This window comes from Blastococcus sp. SYSU D00695 (assembly GCF_054050555.1).
The window spans coordinates 13,602-29,080 of sequence record NZ_JBJGZP010000037.1; the positions used below are offsets into that span (position 1 = coordinate 13,602).

The 15,479-nt window shown below is 74.8% G+C and carries 15 protein-coding genes and 1 riboswitch; of the genes, 7 read left to right on the plus strand and 8 right to left on the minus strand.

The features are described from left to right. Positions 1–41: 41 nt before the first annotated feature. Together ACI781_RS17680 and ACI781_RS17685 are read right to left on the minus strand one after the other, a co-directional pair. On the minus strand, positions 42–416 hold the full coding sequence (locus ACI781_RS17680; RefSeq protein WP_456567438.1) for a DUF3817 domain-containing protein: 375 nt from the start codon (positions 414–416) through the stop codon (positions 42–44). Further along, on the minus strand, positions 406–771 hold the full coding sequence (locus tag ACI781_RS17685; RefSeq protein ID WP_456567439.1) for a metalloprotease: 366 nt from the start codon (positions 769–771) through the stop codon (positions 406–408). The genes ACI781_RS17680 and ACI781_RS17685 overlap by 11 nt, the downstream gene beginning before the upstream one ends. 273 nt (positions 772–1,044) lie before the next feature. On the opposite strand from ACI781_RS17685, the gene ctaC reads away from it, so the two are divergent. Together ctaC and ACI781_RS17695 are read left to right on the plus strand one after the other, a co-directional pair. Then, positions 1,045–1,926 carry an aa3-type cytochrome oxidase subunit II gene (gene ctaC / locus ACI781_RS17690; RefSeq protein WP_456567440.1) on the plus strand — a complete coding sequence of 294 codons (882 nt, stop codon included), beginning with the start codon at positions 1,045–1,047 and terminating at the stop codon, positions 1,924–1,926. A gap of 51 nt (positions 1,927–1,977) precedes the next feature. Continuing rightward, entirely contained in the window at positions 1,978–2,379 is a 402-nt protein-coding gene (locus ACI781_RS17695; protein ID WP_456567441.1) for a cytochrome c oxidase subunit 4, read from the plus strand. A gap of 1,355 nt (positions 2,380–3,734) precedes the next feature. On the opposite strand, the gene qcrB is transcribed toward ACI781_RS17695, so the two are convergent. Genes qcrB through ctaE form a run of 4 tightly spaced genes read right to left on the minus strand, consistent with a single transcriptional unit; the run spans position 3,735 to position 8,029 of the window. Then, the gene (gene qcrB / locus ACI781_RS17700; RefSeq protein ID WP_456567442.1) at positions 3,735–5,414 is read right to left on the minus strand and encodes a cytochrome bc1 complex cytochrome b subunit; all 1,680 of its coding nucleotides are present in this window, start codon (positions 5,412–5,414) and stop codon (positions 3,735–3,737) included. Next, positions 5,414–6,526, minus strand: a complete 1,113-nt coding sequence (qcrA, locus tag ACI781_RS17705) for a cytochrome bc1 complex Rieske iron-sulfur subunit (RefSeq protein WP_456567443.1) — start codon at positions 6,524–6,526, stop codon at positions 5,414–5,416. The genes qcrB and qcrA overlap by 1 nt, the downstream gene beginning before the upstream one ends. Continuing rightward, positions 6,523–7,407 (minus strand): cytochrome bc1 complex diheme cytochrome c subunit, encoded by an 885-nt coding sequence (qcrC, locus tag ACI781_RS17710; protein WP_456567444.1) that lies wholly within the window; start codon positions 7,405–7,407, stop codon positions 6,523–6,525. Before qcrC ends, qcrA begins: the two co-directional genes overlap by 4 nt. 7 nt (positions 7,408–7,414) lie before the next feature. Next, positions 7,415–8,029, minus strand: a complete 615-nt coding sequence (gene ctaE / locus ACI781_RS17715) for an aa3-type cytochrome oxidase subunit III (protein WP_456567445.1) — start codon at positions 8,027–8,029, stop codon at positions 7,415–7,417. A 154-nt stretch (positions 8,030–8,183) separates the two neighbouring features. On the opposite strand from ctaE, the gene ACI781_RS17720 reads away from it, so the two are divergent. Both ACI781_RS17720 and trpD read left to right on the plus strand, forming a co-directional pair. After that, on the plus strand, positions 8,184–8,615 hold the full coding sequence (locus ACI781_RS17720) for a hypothetical protein (protein WP_456567446.1): 432 nt from the start codon (positions 8,184–8,186) through the stop codon (positions 8,613–8,615). Between the two features lie 5 nt (positions 8,616–8,620). Beyond that, on the plus strand, positions 8,621–9,667 hold the full coding sequence (trpD, locus tag ACI781_RS17725) for an anthranilate phosphoribosyltransferase (protein WP_456567447.1): 1,047 nt from the start codon (positions 8,621–8,623) through the stop codon (positions 9,665–9,667). A gap of 29 nt (positions 9,668–9,696) precedes the next feature. On the opposite strand, the gene ACI781_RS17730 is transcribed toward trpD, so the two are convergent. Together ACI781_RS17730 and ACI781_RS17735 are read right to left on the minus strand one after the other, a co-directional pair. Further along, positions 9,697–9,975, minus strand: a complete 279-nt coding sequence (locus tag ACI781_RS17730; RefSeq protein ID WP_456567448.1) for an Lrp/AsnC family transcriptional regulator — start codon at positions 9,973–9,975, stop codon at positions 9,697–9,699. Positions 9,976–10,059: 84 nt separating this feature from the next. Then, a complete protein-coding gene (locus ACI781_RS17735; RefSeq protein WP_456567449.1) occupies positions 10,060–11,898 on the minus strand; it encodes a DEDD exonuclease domain-containing protein in 1,839 nt (612 codons plus the stop codon). Between the two features lie 161 nt (positions 11,899–12,059). On the opposite strand from ACI781_RS17735, the gene ACI781_RS17740 reads away from it, so the two are divergent. The 3 genes from ACI781_RS17740 to ACI781_RS17750 all read left to right on the plus strand — a co-directional run bounded on the left by ACI781_RS17740 (position 12,060) and on the right by ACI781_RS17750 (position 15,373). Next, positions 12,060–13,427 (plus strand): C40 family peptidase, encoded by a 1,368-nt coding sequence (locus ACI781_RS17740; RefSeq protein WP_456567450.1) that lies wholly within the window; start codon positions 12,060–12,062, stop codon positions 13,425–13,427. A gap of 141 nt (positions 13,428–13,568) precedes the next feature. Beyond that, positions 13,569–13,883 carry a hypothetical protein gene (locus ACI781_RS17745; protein ID WP_456567451.1) on the plus strand — a complete coding sequence of 105 codons (315 nt, stop codon included), beginning with the start codon at positions 13,569–13,571 and terminating at the stop codon, positions 13,881–13,883. A 197-nt stretch (positions 13,884–14,080) separates the two neighbouring features. Next, positions 14,081–14,253: riboswitch (cyclic di-AMP (ydaO/yuaA leader) on the plus strand. 124 nt (positions 14,254–14,377) lie between these two features. Beyond that, positions 14,378–15,373 carry an NlpC/P60 family protein gene (locus tag ACI781_RS17750; RefSeq protein WP_456567452.1) on the plus strand — a complete coding sequence of 332 codons (996 nt, stop codon included), beginning with the start codon at positions 14,378–14,380 and terminating at the stop codon, positions 15,371–15,373. Positions 15,374–15,479 lie beyond the last annotated feature (106 nt).

The following is a 15,479-nucleotide window of genomic DNA, read 5'->3' on the forward strand; positions in this document are numbered from 1 at the left end:
GTCTCCGGTCGGCTCGAGTCCCGGCGCGGCCGGGACGGTGGTCAGACGCGCTCGCCGGCGCGGGTCTTGCGGGTGGCGATCCGCTCGGCGACGAACGACAGGATCGGGATGGTCCCGGCCAGCAGCACCAGGACGCTGCCCCGCAGGGTCCAGCGGGCGCGGACGGCGAGGTCGCAGGCGCACAGGAAGAAGATCGCGTAGAGCCAGCCGTGGGCGGTGCCGATCACGGCGACCGGGGTGGCGGGGCCGCCGAGGTACTTGACCGGGACGGCGACCAGCACCAGGGCGATCAGCAGGACGCCGACGACCCAGGCCATGACCCGGTAGCGGACCAGCGCGGCGGGGATCCCCTGGCCGACGCGGCGGGCGAGCGCGCGGGGGAGACCCGAGGGCGCCGCCGTGCGCTCAGCGGGCACCGGGCCCCCGCTGACCGAGCGCCTTCTCGTTGAGCTCGGCGAGGTAGGCGTTGTACGCCGCGAGCTCGGGGTCGCCGCTGGTGTCGATGCGCGGGCGCTGGTAGAGGACCAGGGCCTGGCCCGGCTCGTCCTCGTCCGGGTCGCGGCGCAGCTCCTCGCGCACCATGCGCACGTAGAACCACAGGCCCATGAACCCGTACAGCGGCCACTGCAGCGCGTAGCTCCAGTTGACCGCCCCGCCGCCGTCCTCGGCCTTGGACAGCTGCCAGTGGCCGAGGAAGAAGGTGGCCACGAACAGCGCGGCCACGAGCAGGTGGAGAGCCACCCACTTCGGGGTCAGCAGCCGGGAGTACACGCCCTGACTCTAACCGCCGCGGGTCCTGTACCGGGGCAGCCGTGAGGGCCGTCACCGCCGTCGCGGCGCGGTCGCGGGGGCGTCGCAGGGCCGTCGGGTCACGACCCGGCGACGACCCCGCGGGTCGTGTGTCGCCGGTGCTCGGCCGCCGAGCGGGGTCGGCTAGTCTCGCCGCAGACTGTGGTCGGTGCCCACCGTCGGCCGGCACGGCCGCGGGGGCGCCGGGGATGACCGTCCGGCACACGCCGGCGGCGGACGAGGAGGCAACGAGCAGTGGCTCGAGGCAACAGGCTCGCGCGGGTCGCCGCGCTCGGTCTCCTGGGGGTCCCGGCCCTCTCGGGCTGCACCCCCGACAACGAGTTCTGGCGGTGGGGCTGGCCCTCCGGCATCACCGAGCAGTCCCAGGACATCAAGGAGCTCTGGATCTGGTCGGTCATCGCCGCCCTGATCGTGGGCATCCTGGTGTGGGCGCTCATCGGCTGGTCGATGGTCAAGCACCGCAAGAAGAGCGACGAGCTGCCCCGGCAGACGGCGTACAACCTGCCGCTGGAGATCGTGTACTCGATCATCCCGTTCCTCATCATCGCGGGCCTGTTCTTCTTCACGGTCGTCGTGCAGAACAAGGTGCAGGAGCGCAGCGAGGACCCGGACGTGAACATCACCGTCCAGGCCTTCAAGTGGAACTGGGAGTTCCTCTACGCCGACACCGCCGAGGACGAGGCCGACCAGGTCACCACGGTGGGCACCAGCGACGAGATCCCCGTGCTGGTGCTGCCGACCGACCGGACCATCCAGTTCTACGTCCGCTCGGCCGACGTCATCCACTCGTTCTGGGTCCCCGAGTTCCTCTTCAAGCTCGACGTCATCCCGGGCAACGAGAACGGCCGGGACAACGTCTTCGAGGTGACGATCGACGAGGGCCAGGAGGGCGCCTACGTCGGTCGCTGCGCCGAGCTCTGCGGGACCTACCACGCGTACATGAACTTCGAGGTCCGCGTGGTCAGCGGTGAGGACTACGACCGCTACCTCGAGCTCCGCGAGGGCGGCGCCACCACGTTCGAGGCCCTGGAGGAGGTCGACCCCGAGAACGGTGGTGCGTCGGTGTCGACCCGTCCCTGGGACTTCGCCGAGGACTCCCAGATGGCCGATGGCTGACATCCGCGTCCCGCACCCGTTCCACGCCACGACGCAGCCGGGAGGAAGCTCGTGAAGGTCGAAGCAGCAATCTTCAACGTCGTCTCGGTGGCCCTCGTCATCTTCGCGGTGGTGTACGGCTTCTGGGCGAAGGAGCCGATCGGGACGACGGCCCTCGCGCTCTCCGCGGGGCTGACGATCCTCGTCGGTGGCTTCTTCTGGTTCATCTCGCGCCGGATCGACGCCCGTCCCGAGGACCGCAAGGACGCCGAGATGGCCGACGGCGCCGGCGAGCTGGGCTTCTTCAGCCCGGCGAGCTACTGGCCCTTCGGGCTGGCCGCGTCGATCGGCCTGACCGCCCTGGGCCTGGCGTTCTTCTACCCCTGGCTGATCGCCATCGGTGCCGTCGCCGTCCTCGCCATGGTGGGCGGGCTGCTGTTCGAGTACTACGTCGGGCAGAACGCGCACGGCTGAGCACGACCCACCGAGAGCCCCTCCTGCACCCGCAGGAGGGGCTCTCGTCGTCTCCGGGCTGTTCCCGGTGCCGCAGCCGGGCGACGAGCGTGCGTCCGCGCGTCGGCGCGGCAGCGGGTGGCGTCGGGGCGCCCGATCGGCGCGAGGCGCGGTGCTGACCCCGGCGCGGACCCCTGGACGCCGGCCCGGGCGGTCGTGAGTCCGGGCCGAGCGCCTCGACCGGGCCCGTCGCCGGCGGACGTCCTCCGGCACGGTCGTGGCCGGGGAGGCGAGGTCGGGCAGCCACCGCCCACGGGCTCGGGCGTCGCGCCGGCGGGGGCCGGCAGCGTTCCGTCGGGGTGGACCTCGGGTCACGGCTGAGGGCTGGTGCGCCAGGCCGCGCGGTCGGGAGGGAGCGTCCGGCGGGAAGGCGCGCTGTGTCCGGGGGAGGGGCGCGGTGTGTCCGGGGGAAAGGCGCGGTGTGTCCGGGGGAGAGGGGCCTCCTGCGGAGGTGGCCGGGCGCGTCGACCGGACCGGGTGCGGTCCGTCCCGGGCCGGGCTGTCGGCGCGGACCCAGGGGGGCGGATCCGGCGCAGGCAGGCGCAGGGCGGCCCTGAGGTCGCCGTTCCAGGGCCTGGCGGGCTCCGTGGGGCCGTCCTGCCGACGGGGGCCTCGGTGCGGGTGCCGATCGGTGGAGCACGACGCGGGGGAGCCTGGCTCAGCGTCCGGCTCCATGCCCGCTCCGGCGGCGGGGCGGCCCGGGGACCGTCACGCACCCAGTGCCGGAGCCCGGGCCCCCCTCGAACCGCTCACGCCGCTCCGAACGGCCTCAGGGGCCGGTCAGGGGCCCTCGGCTGCCGTTCCGCAGTCCCGGGGTGCAGCGCCGCCCGCGGACCGGCGTCGGCCCCGGCGTCGGCCGCGGCTCCGGTCCCGTGACGCCGGGCACCCGGTTCCGGCACCCGGCTGAGCGCGCCTGAGAGAACGCGGCCGGCCCTCGCGCGGTCCGCTGCCGGCGGCCGGCCGCGCTCTGCCGCTCGTCCCGGCCGGTCGGTGGCGCGGGGCGGCAGGTCCGGGCGCGGCGGCAGCGCGGACGCGCCCGCGCGCGTCGCAGCGCGGCGGCGACGGGGCCGGCGGCGGGGACCCTCGTGCCGGGACGGGCCGCCGGGTTCCCGTCGGGTGGCCTGCGGCAGGACACCGTCGGCTGGGGGACGGGCCGCGCCGGGCGCGCACCCGCGCCGGCTACCGAGAGCACGGCGATGTGCCTCCCCGCCTGCGGGGCCGTGCCGGCGCGAGTGCCGAGCCGTCCAGCCCGGAGAACGACAGAGGGCCCGGTGGACGGTCGTCCACCGGGCCCTCTGTGCCAGCCGGAGCTGGGGTCAGTCGCGCGGTTCCTGCGGCTTGCCACCCTCGGAGGGGCGACCCCCGTCGGCCGGGCGCCCGGAGCTGGTCAGCTCGCGGGACTCCGCGCTCGCCAGCCCGTGCTCCTCGCGCCGCTGCTCGAGCTCGACCGCGGCCGGCTCCTCGATCGGCGTGAAGAACCCGCGGATCGCGCGGCGGGCGCCACCGATCTGGTTCATCTTCTTCGGCACCGGCGCGCCGCCGTAGGCGAGCTGGCCGTGGCCGTGCTCGTCCACCGGACCCAGCGGCTGGTGGACCTCGATGAACTCACCGTGCGGCAGGCGACGGATGACACCGGTCTCGATGCCGTGCTCCAGCACCTCGCGGTCGTGCTTCTGCAGGCCGAGGCAGATGCGGTAGGTGATCACGTACGCGATCGGCGGCAGGATGATCATGCCCAGCCGGCCCGCCCAGGTCATGGCGTTCAGGCTGATCATGAACTTGTCCGCGATCACGTCGTTGGCACCCGAGAGCAGCAGCACGACGTAGAACGTCAGCGACATGATGCCCAGCGAGGTGCGCACCGGGACGTCGCGGGGACGCTGCAGCAGGTGGTGCGAGGCGGTGTCGCCGGTGAGCTTGCGCTCGATGATCGGGTACAGCGCCAGGACCGTGAAGATGATCCCGGGCAGCACCACGGTCGGCCAGAACAGCGCCGGGATCGTGTAGTCGCCGGGGAGGTTGATGTCCCAGGCCGGGAAGAGCCGCGTCGAGCCGTCCAGGAACATGACGTACCAGTCGGGCTGCGAGGCCGCGGACACCTGCGCCGGGTTGTACGGGCCCCAGAGCCACAGCGGGTTGATCTGCACCAGCCCGCCGAGCGCGGCGCACACACCGAACACGACGAAGAAGAGGCCACCGGCCTTGCCGGCGAACGTCGGGAAGAGGCGGTTGCCGACGACGTTGTGCTCAGTGCGACCCGGGCCGGGGAACTGGGTGTGCTTCTGCTTGACCAGCATCAGCATGTGCACCGCGATCAGGGCGAGCAGGATCGCCGGGATCAGCAGCACGTGTGCGATGTAGAGCCGTCCGACGATCAGCTCACCCGGGTAGTCGCCGCCGAAGACCGCCCAGTGCACCCAGGTGCCCACCACGGGGATCGCCAGGATGATCGCCGACATGATCCGCAGGCCCGTGCCGGACAGCAGGTCGTCGGGGATGGAGTAGCCGGCGAAGCCCTCGGCGATGCCGAGGATCATCAGGCCGACACCGATCAGCCAGTTGGTCTCGCGCGGGCGGCGGAACGCGCCGGTGAAGAAGATGCGCAGCAGGTGGCAGACGATCGACGCCATGAACAGCAGCGCCGCCCAGTGGTGGATCTGCCGGATCAGCAGACCGCCGCGGACGTCGAACGAGATGTCCAGGGTCGACTCGTAGGCCGCCGACATCTCCACACCGCGCAGCGGCGCGTAGCTGCCGTTGTAGGTGACCTCACGCAGGGACGCGTCGAAGAAGAACGTCAGGTACGTGCCGGTCAGCAGCAGGACGATGAACGAGTAGAGCGCGATCTCGCCGAGCAGGAACGACCAGTGGTCGGGGAAGACCTTGTTGAGCGTGCGGCGGACGGGGCCGGCGACGATGAGCCGGTCGTCGACCTCCAGGGCCATCTTGCCGGCGCGGGACGTGGGCGCCCCGGGGGCCGTGGCGGTGCGAGCCATCAGATGCGCTCCCGGTTCCAGTAGGTGGGACCCACGGCCTCAATGTAGTCGCTGCGCGCGACGAGGTAGCCCTCGTCGTCGATCGCCAGCGGGAGCTGGGGGAGGGAGCGGGTGGCCGGTCCGAAGACGGGCTTGGCGCCGTCGGTGATGTCGAACTGCGACTGGTGGCAGGGGCACAGGATCCGGCTGGTCTCCTGCTCGTACAGCGACACCGGGCAGCCCGCGTGGGTGCAGATCTTGGAGTACGCGACGTAGTCGCCGTACCCGAAGTCCTCCTGGCCCGGACGCGGCTGGTTCTCCGCGAGCTGCTCGGGGCGCAGGCGGAAGAGCATCGTCGCCGCGTCAGACTCCCGGTTGCCGCCCTCGACGGCGGGGAAGACGGTCTCCAGCGAACCGGGGACGGCGTCACCGGGGCGGATCGGGGTGCCGTCGTCGCGGACCAGGCGGACGCCCTCCGCCCACGAGGTGCGGCCCAGCGGGTTGCCCGTGTTCGGGTTCTTGATCAGACCGCCGAGCGGCATGAGCAGCATCAGCCCGAGGCCGCCGCCCATGAAGGCGAGCGAGCGGGTGATCAGCTTGCGGCGGGCGAGCCCGCTGTTGTGCAGCCCGCCCACGAGGGTCGCGCCGGTGGTGACCCGGTCGAAGTGCGAGCCGTCGTGCTTGTCCTGCACCGCCGTCTCGTGCGGCAGCAGCTTCTTGGTGTAGAGCACCAGGCCCACGCCGACGAGCACGAGGGCCAGGCCCATCAGCCCACCGGTCAGCGGCGTGAACAGCGCGCTCCAGGTGCTGCTGTCGAGGGTCCACTCCCACTCGGGCAGGAACCAGCCCGAGCCGACGTAGACCACGACGAAGGCGAACGCGGCGAGCCCGGCGAGGGCGAAGACCGAGCCGATCTGGCGGACGTAGCGGCGCTCGAGCGCGGAGCCGGGCTCGGGCGCCGGGTCGACGTGCAAGACCTGCACGCCGTCGTAGCGGGCACCCAGGAGGTCGAGCTCCTCGCGGGACATCGCCGCGAGCTGCTCGGGGGTGTAGTCGTCGTCCGGGCCGCCGTGCAGCGGGCCGGACGTGTCCGCTCCGCCGGCCGAGCCGGGGCGGGTGTCGTGCGTGGTCACGCCTTGGTCCCCATCCAGAAGATCCCGAACATGAGAGCGCTGATCCCGACGACCCAGATGACGAGGCCCTCACCCACCGGACCGACGCGGCCGATGCCGGCGCCGCCCGGGTCGGGCATGTCCTTGACCGTCTGGATGTAGTTGATGATCGAGCGCTTCTCCTCGGGCGTGAGCTGGTTGTCACCGAAGACCGGCATGTTCTCCGGTCCGCTCAGCATCGCCGTGTAGATCTCGATGTCGTCCGCGTCGTGCAGGTCGGGGGCGTACTTGCCCGAGGAGAGCGCGCCACCCTCGCCGACGAAGTTGTGGCAGGAGGCGCAGTTCAGCCGGAAGAGCTCGCCACCGGCGGCCAGGTCGCCGTCGCGCAGGTCGCCGCTGGGGACGGCCGGGCCGCCACCGTTGGCCTGCACGTAGCTGACCAGCTGGTCGATCTCCTGGTCGCTGAAGACCACCGGCTTGTCGTGGCCCTGCTCGCCCTGGCGGACGAGGGGCATGCGCCCGGTGTGCACCTGGAAGTACACGGACGCGCCACCGACGCCGATGAGCGACGGGCCGCGGTCCTCCACGCCCTCGAGGTTGGAGCCGTGGCAGGTGATGCAGCTGTTCTCGTAGATCTCGCGGCCGGCCTCGTAGTCCTCACCGCTGCCTGCGGCGTCGGCCTCCTCGGCGTGCGCCGGGGCCAGCGACGAGTACAGGGCGCCGGTGACGACGAGCGCGGCCATCAGGCCGGCCACGTTGGTCACCCGGCGGCGGGCCTTGGACAGCCGGCGCGAGCGGGCCGCGGCGGCCGGGGACGCCTCGGCCGGGCGGGACCGGCGGAGGAGGGAGCGACGCGGCACGTCCTCGGCCTGGGCGTCGGACAGCGGGTTCGTGGTGGACACCGTTTCCCTAGCGGATCAGGTAGATCGTGGCGAAGAGCCCGATCCACACGACGTCGACGAAGTGCCAGTAGTAGGAGACCACGATCGCCGAGGTCGCCTGTGCCGGCGTGAAGCGGCCCATGGTGGACCGGATGAGCACGTAGATGAAGGCGATCAGGCCCCCGATGACGTGCAGACCGTGGAAGCCGGTCGTGAGGTAGAAGACCGAGCCGAAGGTGCTCGAGCTGATCGTCGTGCCCTCGTGGACCAGTTCCCGGTACTCGTTGGCCTGCCCGAGCACGAAGATCAGGCCCATCACGAAGGTGATCGTGAACCAGCGGCGCAGGCCGTACACGTTGCCCTGCTCGGCGGCGAAGACGCCGAGCTGGCAGGTGATCGACGAGGCCACCAGGATCACCGTGAAGGTGAGCGCGTAGGGCAGGTTCAGCTCGGTCGGCTCCGGGGGCCAGTTGTCACCGCCGACCCGGGCTCGCGCCGTGAAGTACATGGCGAACAGGCCGGCGAAGAACATCAGCTCGCTGGAGAGCCAGACGATCGTGCCGACGCTGACCATGTTCGGTCGGGTCAGGGAGTGCACCCGCGAGGTGTCGAAGGTGCCGCTCGCGACGGGAGCCGTTGTCACGCCGCCATCATGGCATCGCGTGCCGACGGGGACGACCGTGGGTCGCCGGGCGTGGCGGGTCCGTGACCGGCTCGAGACCAGGGGCCGCGTCGTCCGGCCGGGGAACCCGGGCGGACGACCGTGCGGAGGGTTCCCGGGCACTAGGCTCCCGGGCGTGAGCGACCCCTCGGCCAGCACGTCCGCACCGGCCACCGTCCTGGTCTACAGCTCCCGACCGGAGGTGCGTGCGGCCGTGCGCACCGTCGTGGGGCAGCGCCCCGCGGCCGACGTGGGCCCGATCACGTGGGTCGAGTGCGGCACCGGGGACGAGGTCGTGCGTGCGGTGGACGACGGGGGCATCGACCTGTGCGTGCTCGACGGGGAGGCGCAGCCCACCGGGGGCCTGGCCCTGTCCCGCCAGCTGACGCTCGAGGTGGCCGACCGCCCGGCGCTGTGCGTGCTCATCGCCCGGCAGCCCGACCGCTGGCTGGCCCACTGGTCGCGCGCCGACGCGACGCTGCCCTTCCCGCTGGACGCGCTGACCGCGCCGGGGGTCGTGGCCGACGTGCTGCGCGAGCGGGTCGGCGTGCCCGCCGCTCGGCGCTGAACGCCGTGGGCACGCCCACCTGGTCCGGCCTGCTGACCCGGCTGCTGGCGCGCGAGGACCTGCCGGCGGAGGACACCGCCTGGGCGATGCGCGAGATCATGTCCGGCGAGGCCACCCCGGCGCAGATCGCGGCGTTCGCCGTCGCGTTGCGGGCCAAGGGGGAGTCCGCCGCCGAGGTGGCCGGGCTGTCGGCCACCATGCTCGGCCGCGCCACGCCGGTGGAGCTGGACCTCGCCTGCGTCGACATCGTGGGGACCGGCGGCGACGGCGCGCACACGGTCAACATCTCGTCGATGGCGTCGGTCGTCACCGCGGCCGCCGGCGTGCCGGTCGCCAAGCACGGCAACCGGGCGGCGTCGTCGTCCTCCGGCGCCGCCGACGTGCTCGAGGCGCTCGGCGTCGTCATCGACCTGCCGGCGGACGCCGTCGCCCGCTGCGTGGCGGACGCGGGGATCGGGTTCTTCTTCGCCCCGGTGTTCCACCCCGGCTTCCGGTTCACCGGCGCCCCGCGGCGGGAGATGGGCATCGGGACCGTCTTCAACTTCCTCGGGCCGCTGGCCAACCCGGCCCGGCCGGTGGCCGCGGCGGTCGGCTGCGCCGACCCGCGGATGGCCCCGGTGCTCGCCGCGGTGCTCGCCGAGCGCGGCACCCGGGCGCTGGTCTTCCGGGGCGACGACGGCCTGGACGAGCTGACGACCGCGACCACGTCCGCGGTGTGGGTCGTGGGCGGGGGAGCGGTGCGGCCCGCGCGGGTCGACCCGGCGGCGCTCGGCATCGCCCCGGCGTCCGTGGACGCCCTGCGCGGCGGGGACCCGGCGTACAACGCCGACGTCTTCCGCCGGGTCGTGGGCGGCGAGCCGGGGGCGGTGCGCGACGCCGTCCTGCTCAACGCCGCCGCCGCGCTGGCCGCGTTCGAGGGCGTCGACGGGGACCTGGAGGCGGCCCTCGCCGCGGCGCTGCAGCGGGCGGCGGCGGCCGTGGACGACGGGCGTGCCGCCGCGCTGCTGGACCGCTGGGTGGCCGTCAGCCGGTCGGTGGCCCCGCCGCGCTGAGCGGCCGCTCGGGGGCGGGCGACCGGCGGCTACTCCAGACCGATGGCGAACGCGGCCTCGAGGTCGTGGCGCGAGTAGGACCGGAACGCGATGTGCGTGTCGGTCTCCAGCACCCCCGGGACCTTGCTGATCCGCCCGGCGATCACCTCGGCGATCTGGTCGAACTCCCGGACCCGGACCACGGCGATGAGGTCGGTGTCGCCGGCGACGGAGTAGACCTCGCTCACGCCGTCGAGGTCGGCCACGGCCTGGGCCACCTCCGGGATGGCGTCGGTGGCCGCGTCGATCATGACGATGGCGGTGATCACATCCGGGATGCTAGTTGACGGGGCCTCCCGCGGGCCGCGGCTCGCTGCCGGGTGCGGGACCGGGGAGGAGGGCCGCCCAGCCGGTCACCGCCCGGTGACGACGCGGTCCGGGCGGGTACGGGTGCCGAGGTCGCGGCCGTCGGCGAAGGGGTCGCGGTCGCGGCGGCCGGCCTCCACGCGGTCGAGGAAGGTGCTGTACGCGCCGGTCCCGGGCACCGGGCAGGCGAGGGTCCCGTCGACCTCCACCAGGCGGGTGCCGGGCTTCTCCATCCAGCGCAGCACGAGCTCGGTCTCGTCGACCGTGGCGGCCAGCTCGCCGTCGGGCCCCAGGGGCGTCTCGGCCGTGACGAGCAGCCCGGCCAGCGCGTGCCGCACGGACGCGCCGCGCGGCGCGCCACCGGCGGCGACCAGGCGCCCCCGCCGGACCACCGACAGGTGCCAGCCGCCCGCGCCGTCGGGCCGCGCGAGGACCAGCTGGGGTACGGCGGCCAGCGACTCCAGCCGCTGCCGGCGGCGCACGGCCCGGACCAGGACGGCGACGCGGTCGCGCAGGACAGCCGCGTCCTCGTACCGCTCCTCGGCGGCCAACCGGTCCACCCGGGACAGCAGCGGGGCCAGCAGCGCCTCGGGGTCGGCGGCGACGGCCGCGCGCAGCACGCCGGCGATCGCGTCGTACTCCGCCACCGTCTGCGCTCCCGTGCACGGCGCGCCGCAGCGGCCCATGCCGGCCAGGGCGCAGGCGGTGCCCAGCACCCGCAGCGACAACCGGGACGTGCACTGCCGCAGCGGCAGGGACTCGTGGATGGCCGCCGCGGCCGCGTCGGCGGCCCGGCGGTCGGGGAACGGGCCGAGGAAGACCCCGGCGCCCGGGCGCACCCGGCGGACGACGGACAGCCGGGGGAAGGCCTCCTCGGTCAGCCGCAACCACAGAGCGCGCTCGGGGAACCGCGAGCGGCGGTTGTACCGGGGCTTGTGCTCGGCGATGAGGCGCAGCTCGCGGACCGCGGCCTCGAGGTCGTGGGCGCACGGGATCGTGTCGACCCGCTGGGCGAGGGCGACCATCTCGGTGATGCGGCTGCGCTGTTCGCTGGAGGAGAAGTAGCTGCGCACCCGGCTGCGCAGGTCGTTCGACGTGCCGACGTAGAGCGGCTCGTCCCGCGGGCCGCGGAACAGGTACACGCCGGGCCCGCCGGGCACGTCGTCGGCCAGGTGGCGCTTGCGCCGGCGTTCGGGGTCCACCCGCCGCGTGAGACCGGTCAGCTCCTCCAGTGACGTGATGCCCAGCGGGCCGAGCCGCTCGAACAGGCCGTGCAGCACGTCGACGGTGGCGCGCGCGTCGGCCAGCGCCCGGTGGCAGGGGTCGGTGGTGGCGGAGAAGTAGGGCGCGAGCGTGGCCAGCTTGCAGTTGGGCACCTCGTCGCGGCTGAGCAGCCGCCGGGCCAGGACGGCGGTGTCGACCGACGCGGCGGCCGGCCACGGGATGCCGCTCTCGGCGCAGGCGGCCTTGAGGAAGCCGAGGTCGAACGGGGCGTTGTGCGCGACGAGCACCGCGCCCCGGGCGAACTCCAGGAAGGCCGGGAGGACGGCGGCGATCCGCGGCGCCGCGGTGACCATGGCCGTGGTGATCCCGGTGAGCACGCTGATGTAGGGCGGGATCTCGCGGCCGGGGTCGACCAGCGTCTGGAACTCGCCGAGGACCTCCCCGCCGCGGACCCGGACCGCGCCGATCTCGGTGATCGCGCTGTCGCGCGGCGACCCGCCGGTGGTCTCGAGGTCGACGACCACGAAGGTGACCTCCGCCAGCGGGGTGCCCAGCTCCTCGATCGTGCCCTGGACGTAGCGGGGACCCGGGTCGAAGCGCGGCGCCCGGGCGCCGCCGGCCCCGGGGACCCACCCGGCCGGGGGAGCGGTGGAGGGGAGCACGCGGCGGACGGTAGGTCGGGCCACCGACAGTCCCGGGCTCCCACGCCGCCGGCGGGCGCGGCCCGGGGAGCCGGACGCGCAGGTCGCGGTGGCGCGTCGGGGTGCCACGGGTCAGCATCCGGTCGGGGACCACGGGGGTCCCGTCCGGCACGAGGTGATCGATGCACCAGCGCACCGCGGGGCGCTCCCGACGGCCGTCGGTGGTCCTGGCCGGCACGGCCGCCGCGCTCGCCCTGGTGCTCGCCGGTCCGCCCGCCGTCCCCGCGTCCGCCGCCCCGGGCGACCGGCCCGGAGCCACCACCGGGGTCCTCGGCGGTGACGCGCTCGACCGGCTCCAGCGGCGGGCCGCGGAGGTCCGGGCCGACCTGCTGGGCCGCCGGGGCGAGGCGGTGGCCGCGCAGGAGGCGCTCGCCCGGGCCGGCGACGAGGCCGCCGGGGCCGAGGCGGCGGTGGCCGAGGTCGAGGGGGAGCTGGCCGGTTCCCGCGCCGCCGTCGCCGCCTACGCCTCCGCCGTCTACCGCGAGGGCGGGGCCCCGACCCCGCTGCGGTTGCTGCTGACCGGTGGGGACCCGGGCGAGGTCGTCGCGGTGATGGGCTTCCTCGACGCGGTCGACGCGCACGCGGCCGAGGTGGTCGGGGCCGCGGAGCGCCGGCGCCGGGCCGTGGTCGCCGGGCGCGACCGGGCCGCGGCGGCGCTCGCCGACGCCCAGGCGCACGCCGACCGGGTCGCTGCCGAGGTGGACCGGCTGGCGGCATCCGCGGCCGCGGTGACCGGCGAGCTGGAGGCAGCGCTGGGCGACGTCGACCGGGAGCTCGCGCACCTGCAGCCCGAGCAGGTCCGGGTGGACGAGGAGACGGCGGCCAACTGGCGCGCCCACCTCGACGAGCTGGTGGCCGCCGGGGTGACGCCCCCGGCGGCCGCGCAGCTGCTGGACCCGGCCGCGGGCCTGCCGGGCGGCCTGGTCCCCGTCGGCGCGGTCGGCGGGGGAGCCCAGGCCGGCGTGGCCCAGCTGCCGCGCCGGCCCACGCCGTTGCTGGTGCTGCCCCGGGAGACGCTCACCGCGGTGACGACGGCGATGGACCTGCTCGGCCGGCCGTACGCGCCGGGAGCGGTCGGCCCGGGGTCCTACGACTGCGGCTCGCTGGTCCGGGCGGTCTACCGGGCCGCCGGCATCGAGCTGCCGGGCGACCAGGCCGGGCTCTTCGCGGCCACCCGGCCGATCGCGCCGGCGGACGTCCTGCCCGGCGACCTGGTCTTCCTCGGGACGCCGGAGTCCGGGCCCGGGCACGTGGGGTTGGCGCTGGACAGCCGGTCGATGCTGGCCGCCGACGCCCGGGCGGGGGCGGTCGTCGTCCGGTCGCTGCCGACGGACCAGGTGCTGCTGGTCGGTCGCCCGAGCACCGGCCCGTGGCCCGCGGTGCGGGTGCCCGGCCCGGTGGGCGGCGCGCCGCAGGCCGAGTGCGGAGACACCGTCGGGCCGCCGGCCACGACGGCGACCGGGCGCGGGGCGGCCACGCCCACGGGGTGACCCCGGCCGGCGCCCTGCGTGGCCCGGCGTCCGGCCCGGCGCCGGCCGCGAGGAGCCCCGGCGCCGGGACCCGGCCGGAACTGTCGGTGGGCGTGCCTAGCGTCGCCCGCGACCGACGAGAGGACCGGGAGGAGAGTGGCCGTGCTGATCGACTGCGACACCTGCACCGCCCGCGGCACCGGCTGCGGGGACTGCGTGGTGACGGTGCTGCTGGGGGCGCCACCGGGCTGGCAGGGCACCGACCCCGCCGTGGTGCCCATGACCCGCCGGGCGGCGCTGCCGGTGGAGGACCCCGTGGCCGGCGCCGCCCCGGGCGTGGTCGTGGAGCTCGACGAGGTCGAGCGCCGCGCCGTCCGCGCGCTGGCCGAGGGTGGCCTGGTGCCGCCGCTACGGCACCGGCCGGCCCCCGGCGGGGTGCCACCCGAGGGGGCGGAGGAGCGCCGGCGCATCGGCTGACGGGCGCGGGACCCGCCGTGGCGGTGACCCACCGGAGTGGCGAGCCTGCGGATCGTGGTGATTCCCACAATCCACGCTCCCCGCGTTTGTCACTTGTGCATGACGTCCGTACCGTGGGCCCGTCCGACCGGGTGGTCGTCGCCCGACGCAGGGTGACCTCGGTCGGGCACCGCCGAGTCACCAGACGTGCCGGCGCCACCACGGTGGTGCCGGGATCGAGGTGAGCCGGGGACCCACCGCAGCACTGGGGTGAGTTCTCGTGTGCGCCGGACAGCCGGCGCGCACGCGCCGTCCGCGGCGCGCAGAGATAGGGCACGTCTTCCCAGCCCGAACCCGTCAGCTAACTCGGTAGGCGGTTGCTGAGGAAGAACGGAGAGCCGCCGACCGTGGCGACGCCTCGCCCTGCCCTGGGGCATGCACGAGAACACCTCCTCCCCGGTCTCGCGACCGGGACCCCCCGTCCCTCCTCCCGCTGGCTCGGCCGCGGGGCACTCGTGGGGACCGCCGCCGCCCTCACCCTGACGAGCCTGCCGGGCACGGCCGCCGCGGACCCGCAGGCGGCCACCACGCCGCAGCAGGCGGCGCAGCTCGTCGCCGACGCCAGCACCCGCCTCGAGGCGGTCAGCGAGCAGGTCAACGAGGCGCGCGAGACCCTGGCCCAGCAGCAGCAGGCCGTCGCCCTCGCCCAGCAGGAGGTCGAGCAGGCCCACGCGCAGCGGGACGCGCTCGACGGCCGCATCCGGCAGGTCGCCCGCAGCGCCTACACCGGCGGCGGTGGCGACGGCCTGGCCACCCTGGACCTGCTGATGACCAGCGACTCCGCCGAGGACTTCGTCAGCAGCCTGGCGATGCTCGACCAGATCGCCGGCCACACCAACGGCGTCCTGGACGAGGTGTCGGCCGCCGCCGAGCAGGCCGAGCAGGCCCAGGCCGAGGCCGACGCCGCCGAGGCGGCCGCCCAGCAGACGCTGGACGACCTCGCCGGCCAGGAGGACCAGCTCGAGTCGGACATCGCCAGCTACCAGCGGCAGTACGCCGAGCTGACCGCCGCCCAGCAGCAGCAGGTGCAGCAGACGCAGGCCGTGCGCACCGGGCAGGCCGTCGCCCCCGCCGCGGTCGCCCGGCCGGTGGCCGCCAGCGGGTCCGCCCAGGCCGCCGTCGACACGGCGCTCGCGCAGGTCGGCGACCCCTACGTGTGGGGCGCGAGCGGCCCGAACTCCTTCGACTGCTCGGGCCTGATGCAGTACGCCTACGCCGCGGCCGGGGTCAGCCTCCCGCACTCCAGCCGGATGCAGTCCCAGATGGGCACCGCCGTCTCCCGCGCCGAGCTCCAGCCCGGTGATCTGCTGTTCTTCTACAGCCCGGTCAGCCACGTCGCGATGTACATCGGCAACGGCCAGATGGTGCACGCCTCGACCTCCGGCCAGCCGGTCAAGGTCGTCGGCATCGACTCCATGGGCGGGATCACCGCCATGCGCCGCATCGTCTGAGTCCGCCCTGCGGCCGCACCGGGGGGGGGGGGGGGGGGGGGGGGGGGGGGGGGGGGGGGGGGGGGGGGGGGGGGGGGGGGGGGGGGGGGGGGGGGGGCGGGGGGGG

Bases quoted from the DNA above. Each gene is read 5' to 3' on its own strand.
- qcrB (WP_456567442.1), bottom strand. From the start codon at position 5,414: ATGGCTCGCACCGCCACGGCCCCCGGGGCGCCCACGTCCCGCGCCGGC.
- ACI781_RS17740 (WP_456567450.1), top strand. From the start codon at position 12,060: ATGCACCAGCGCACCGCGGGGCGCTCCCGACGGCCGTCGGTGGTCCTG.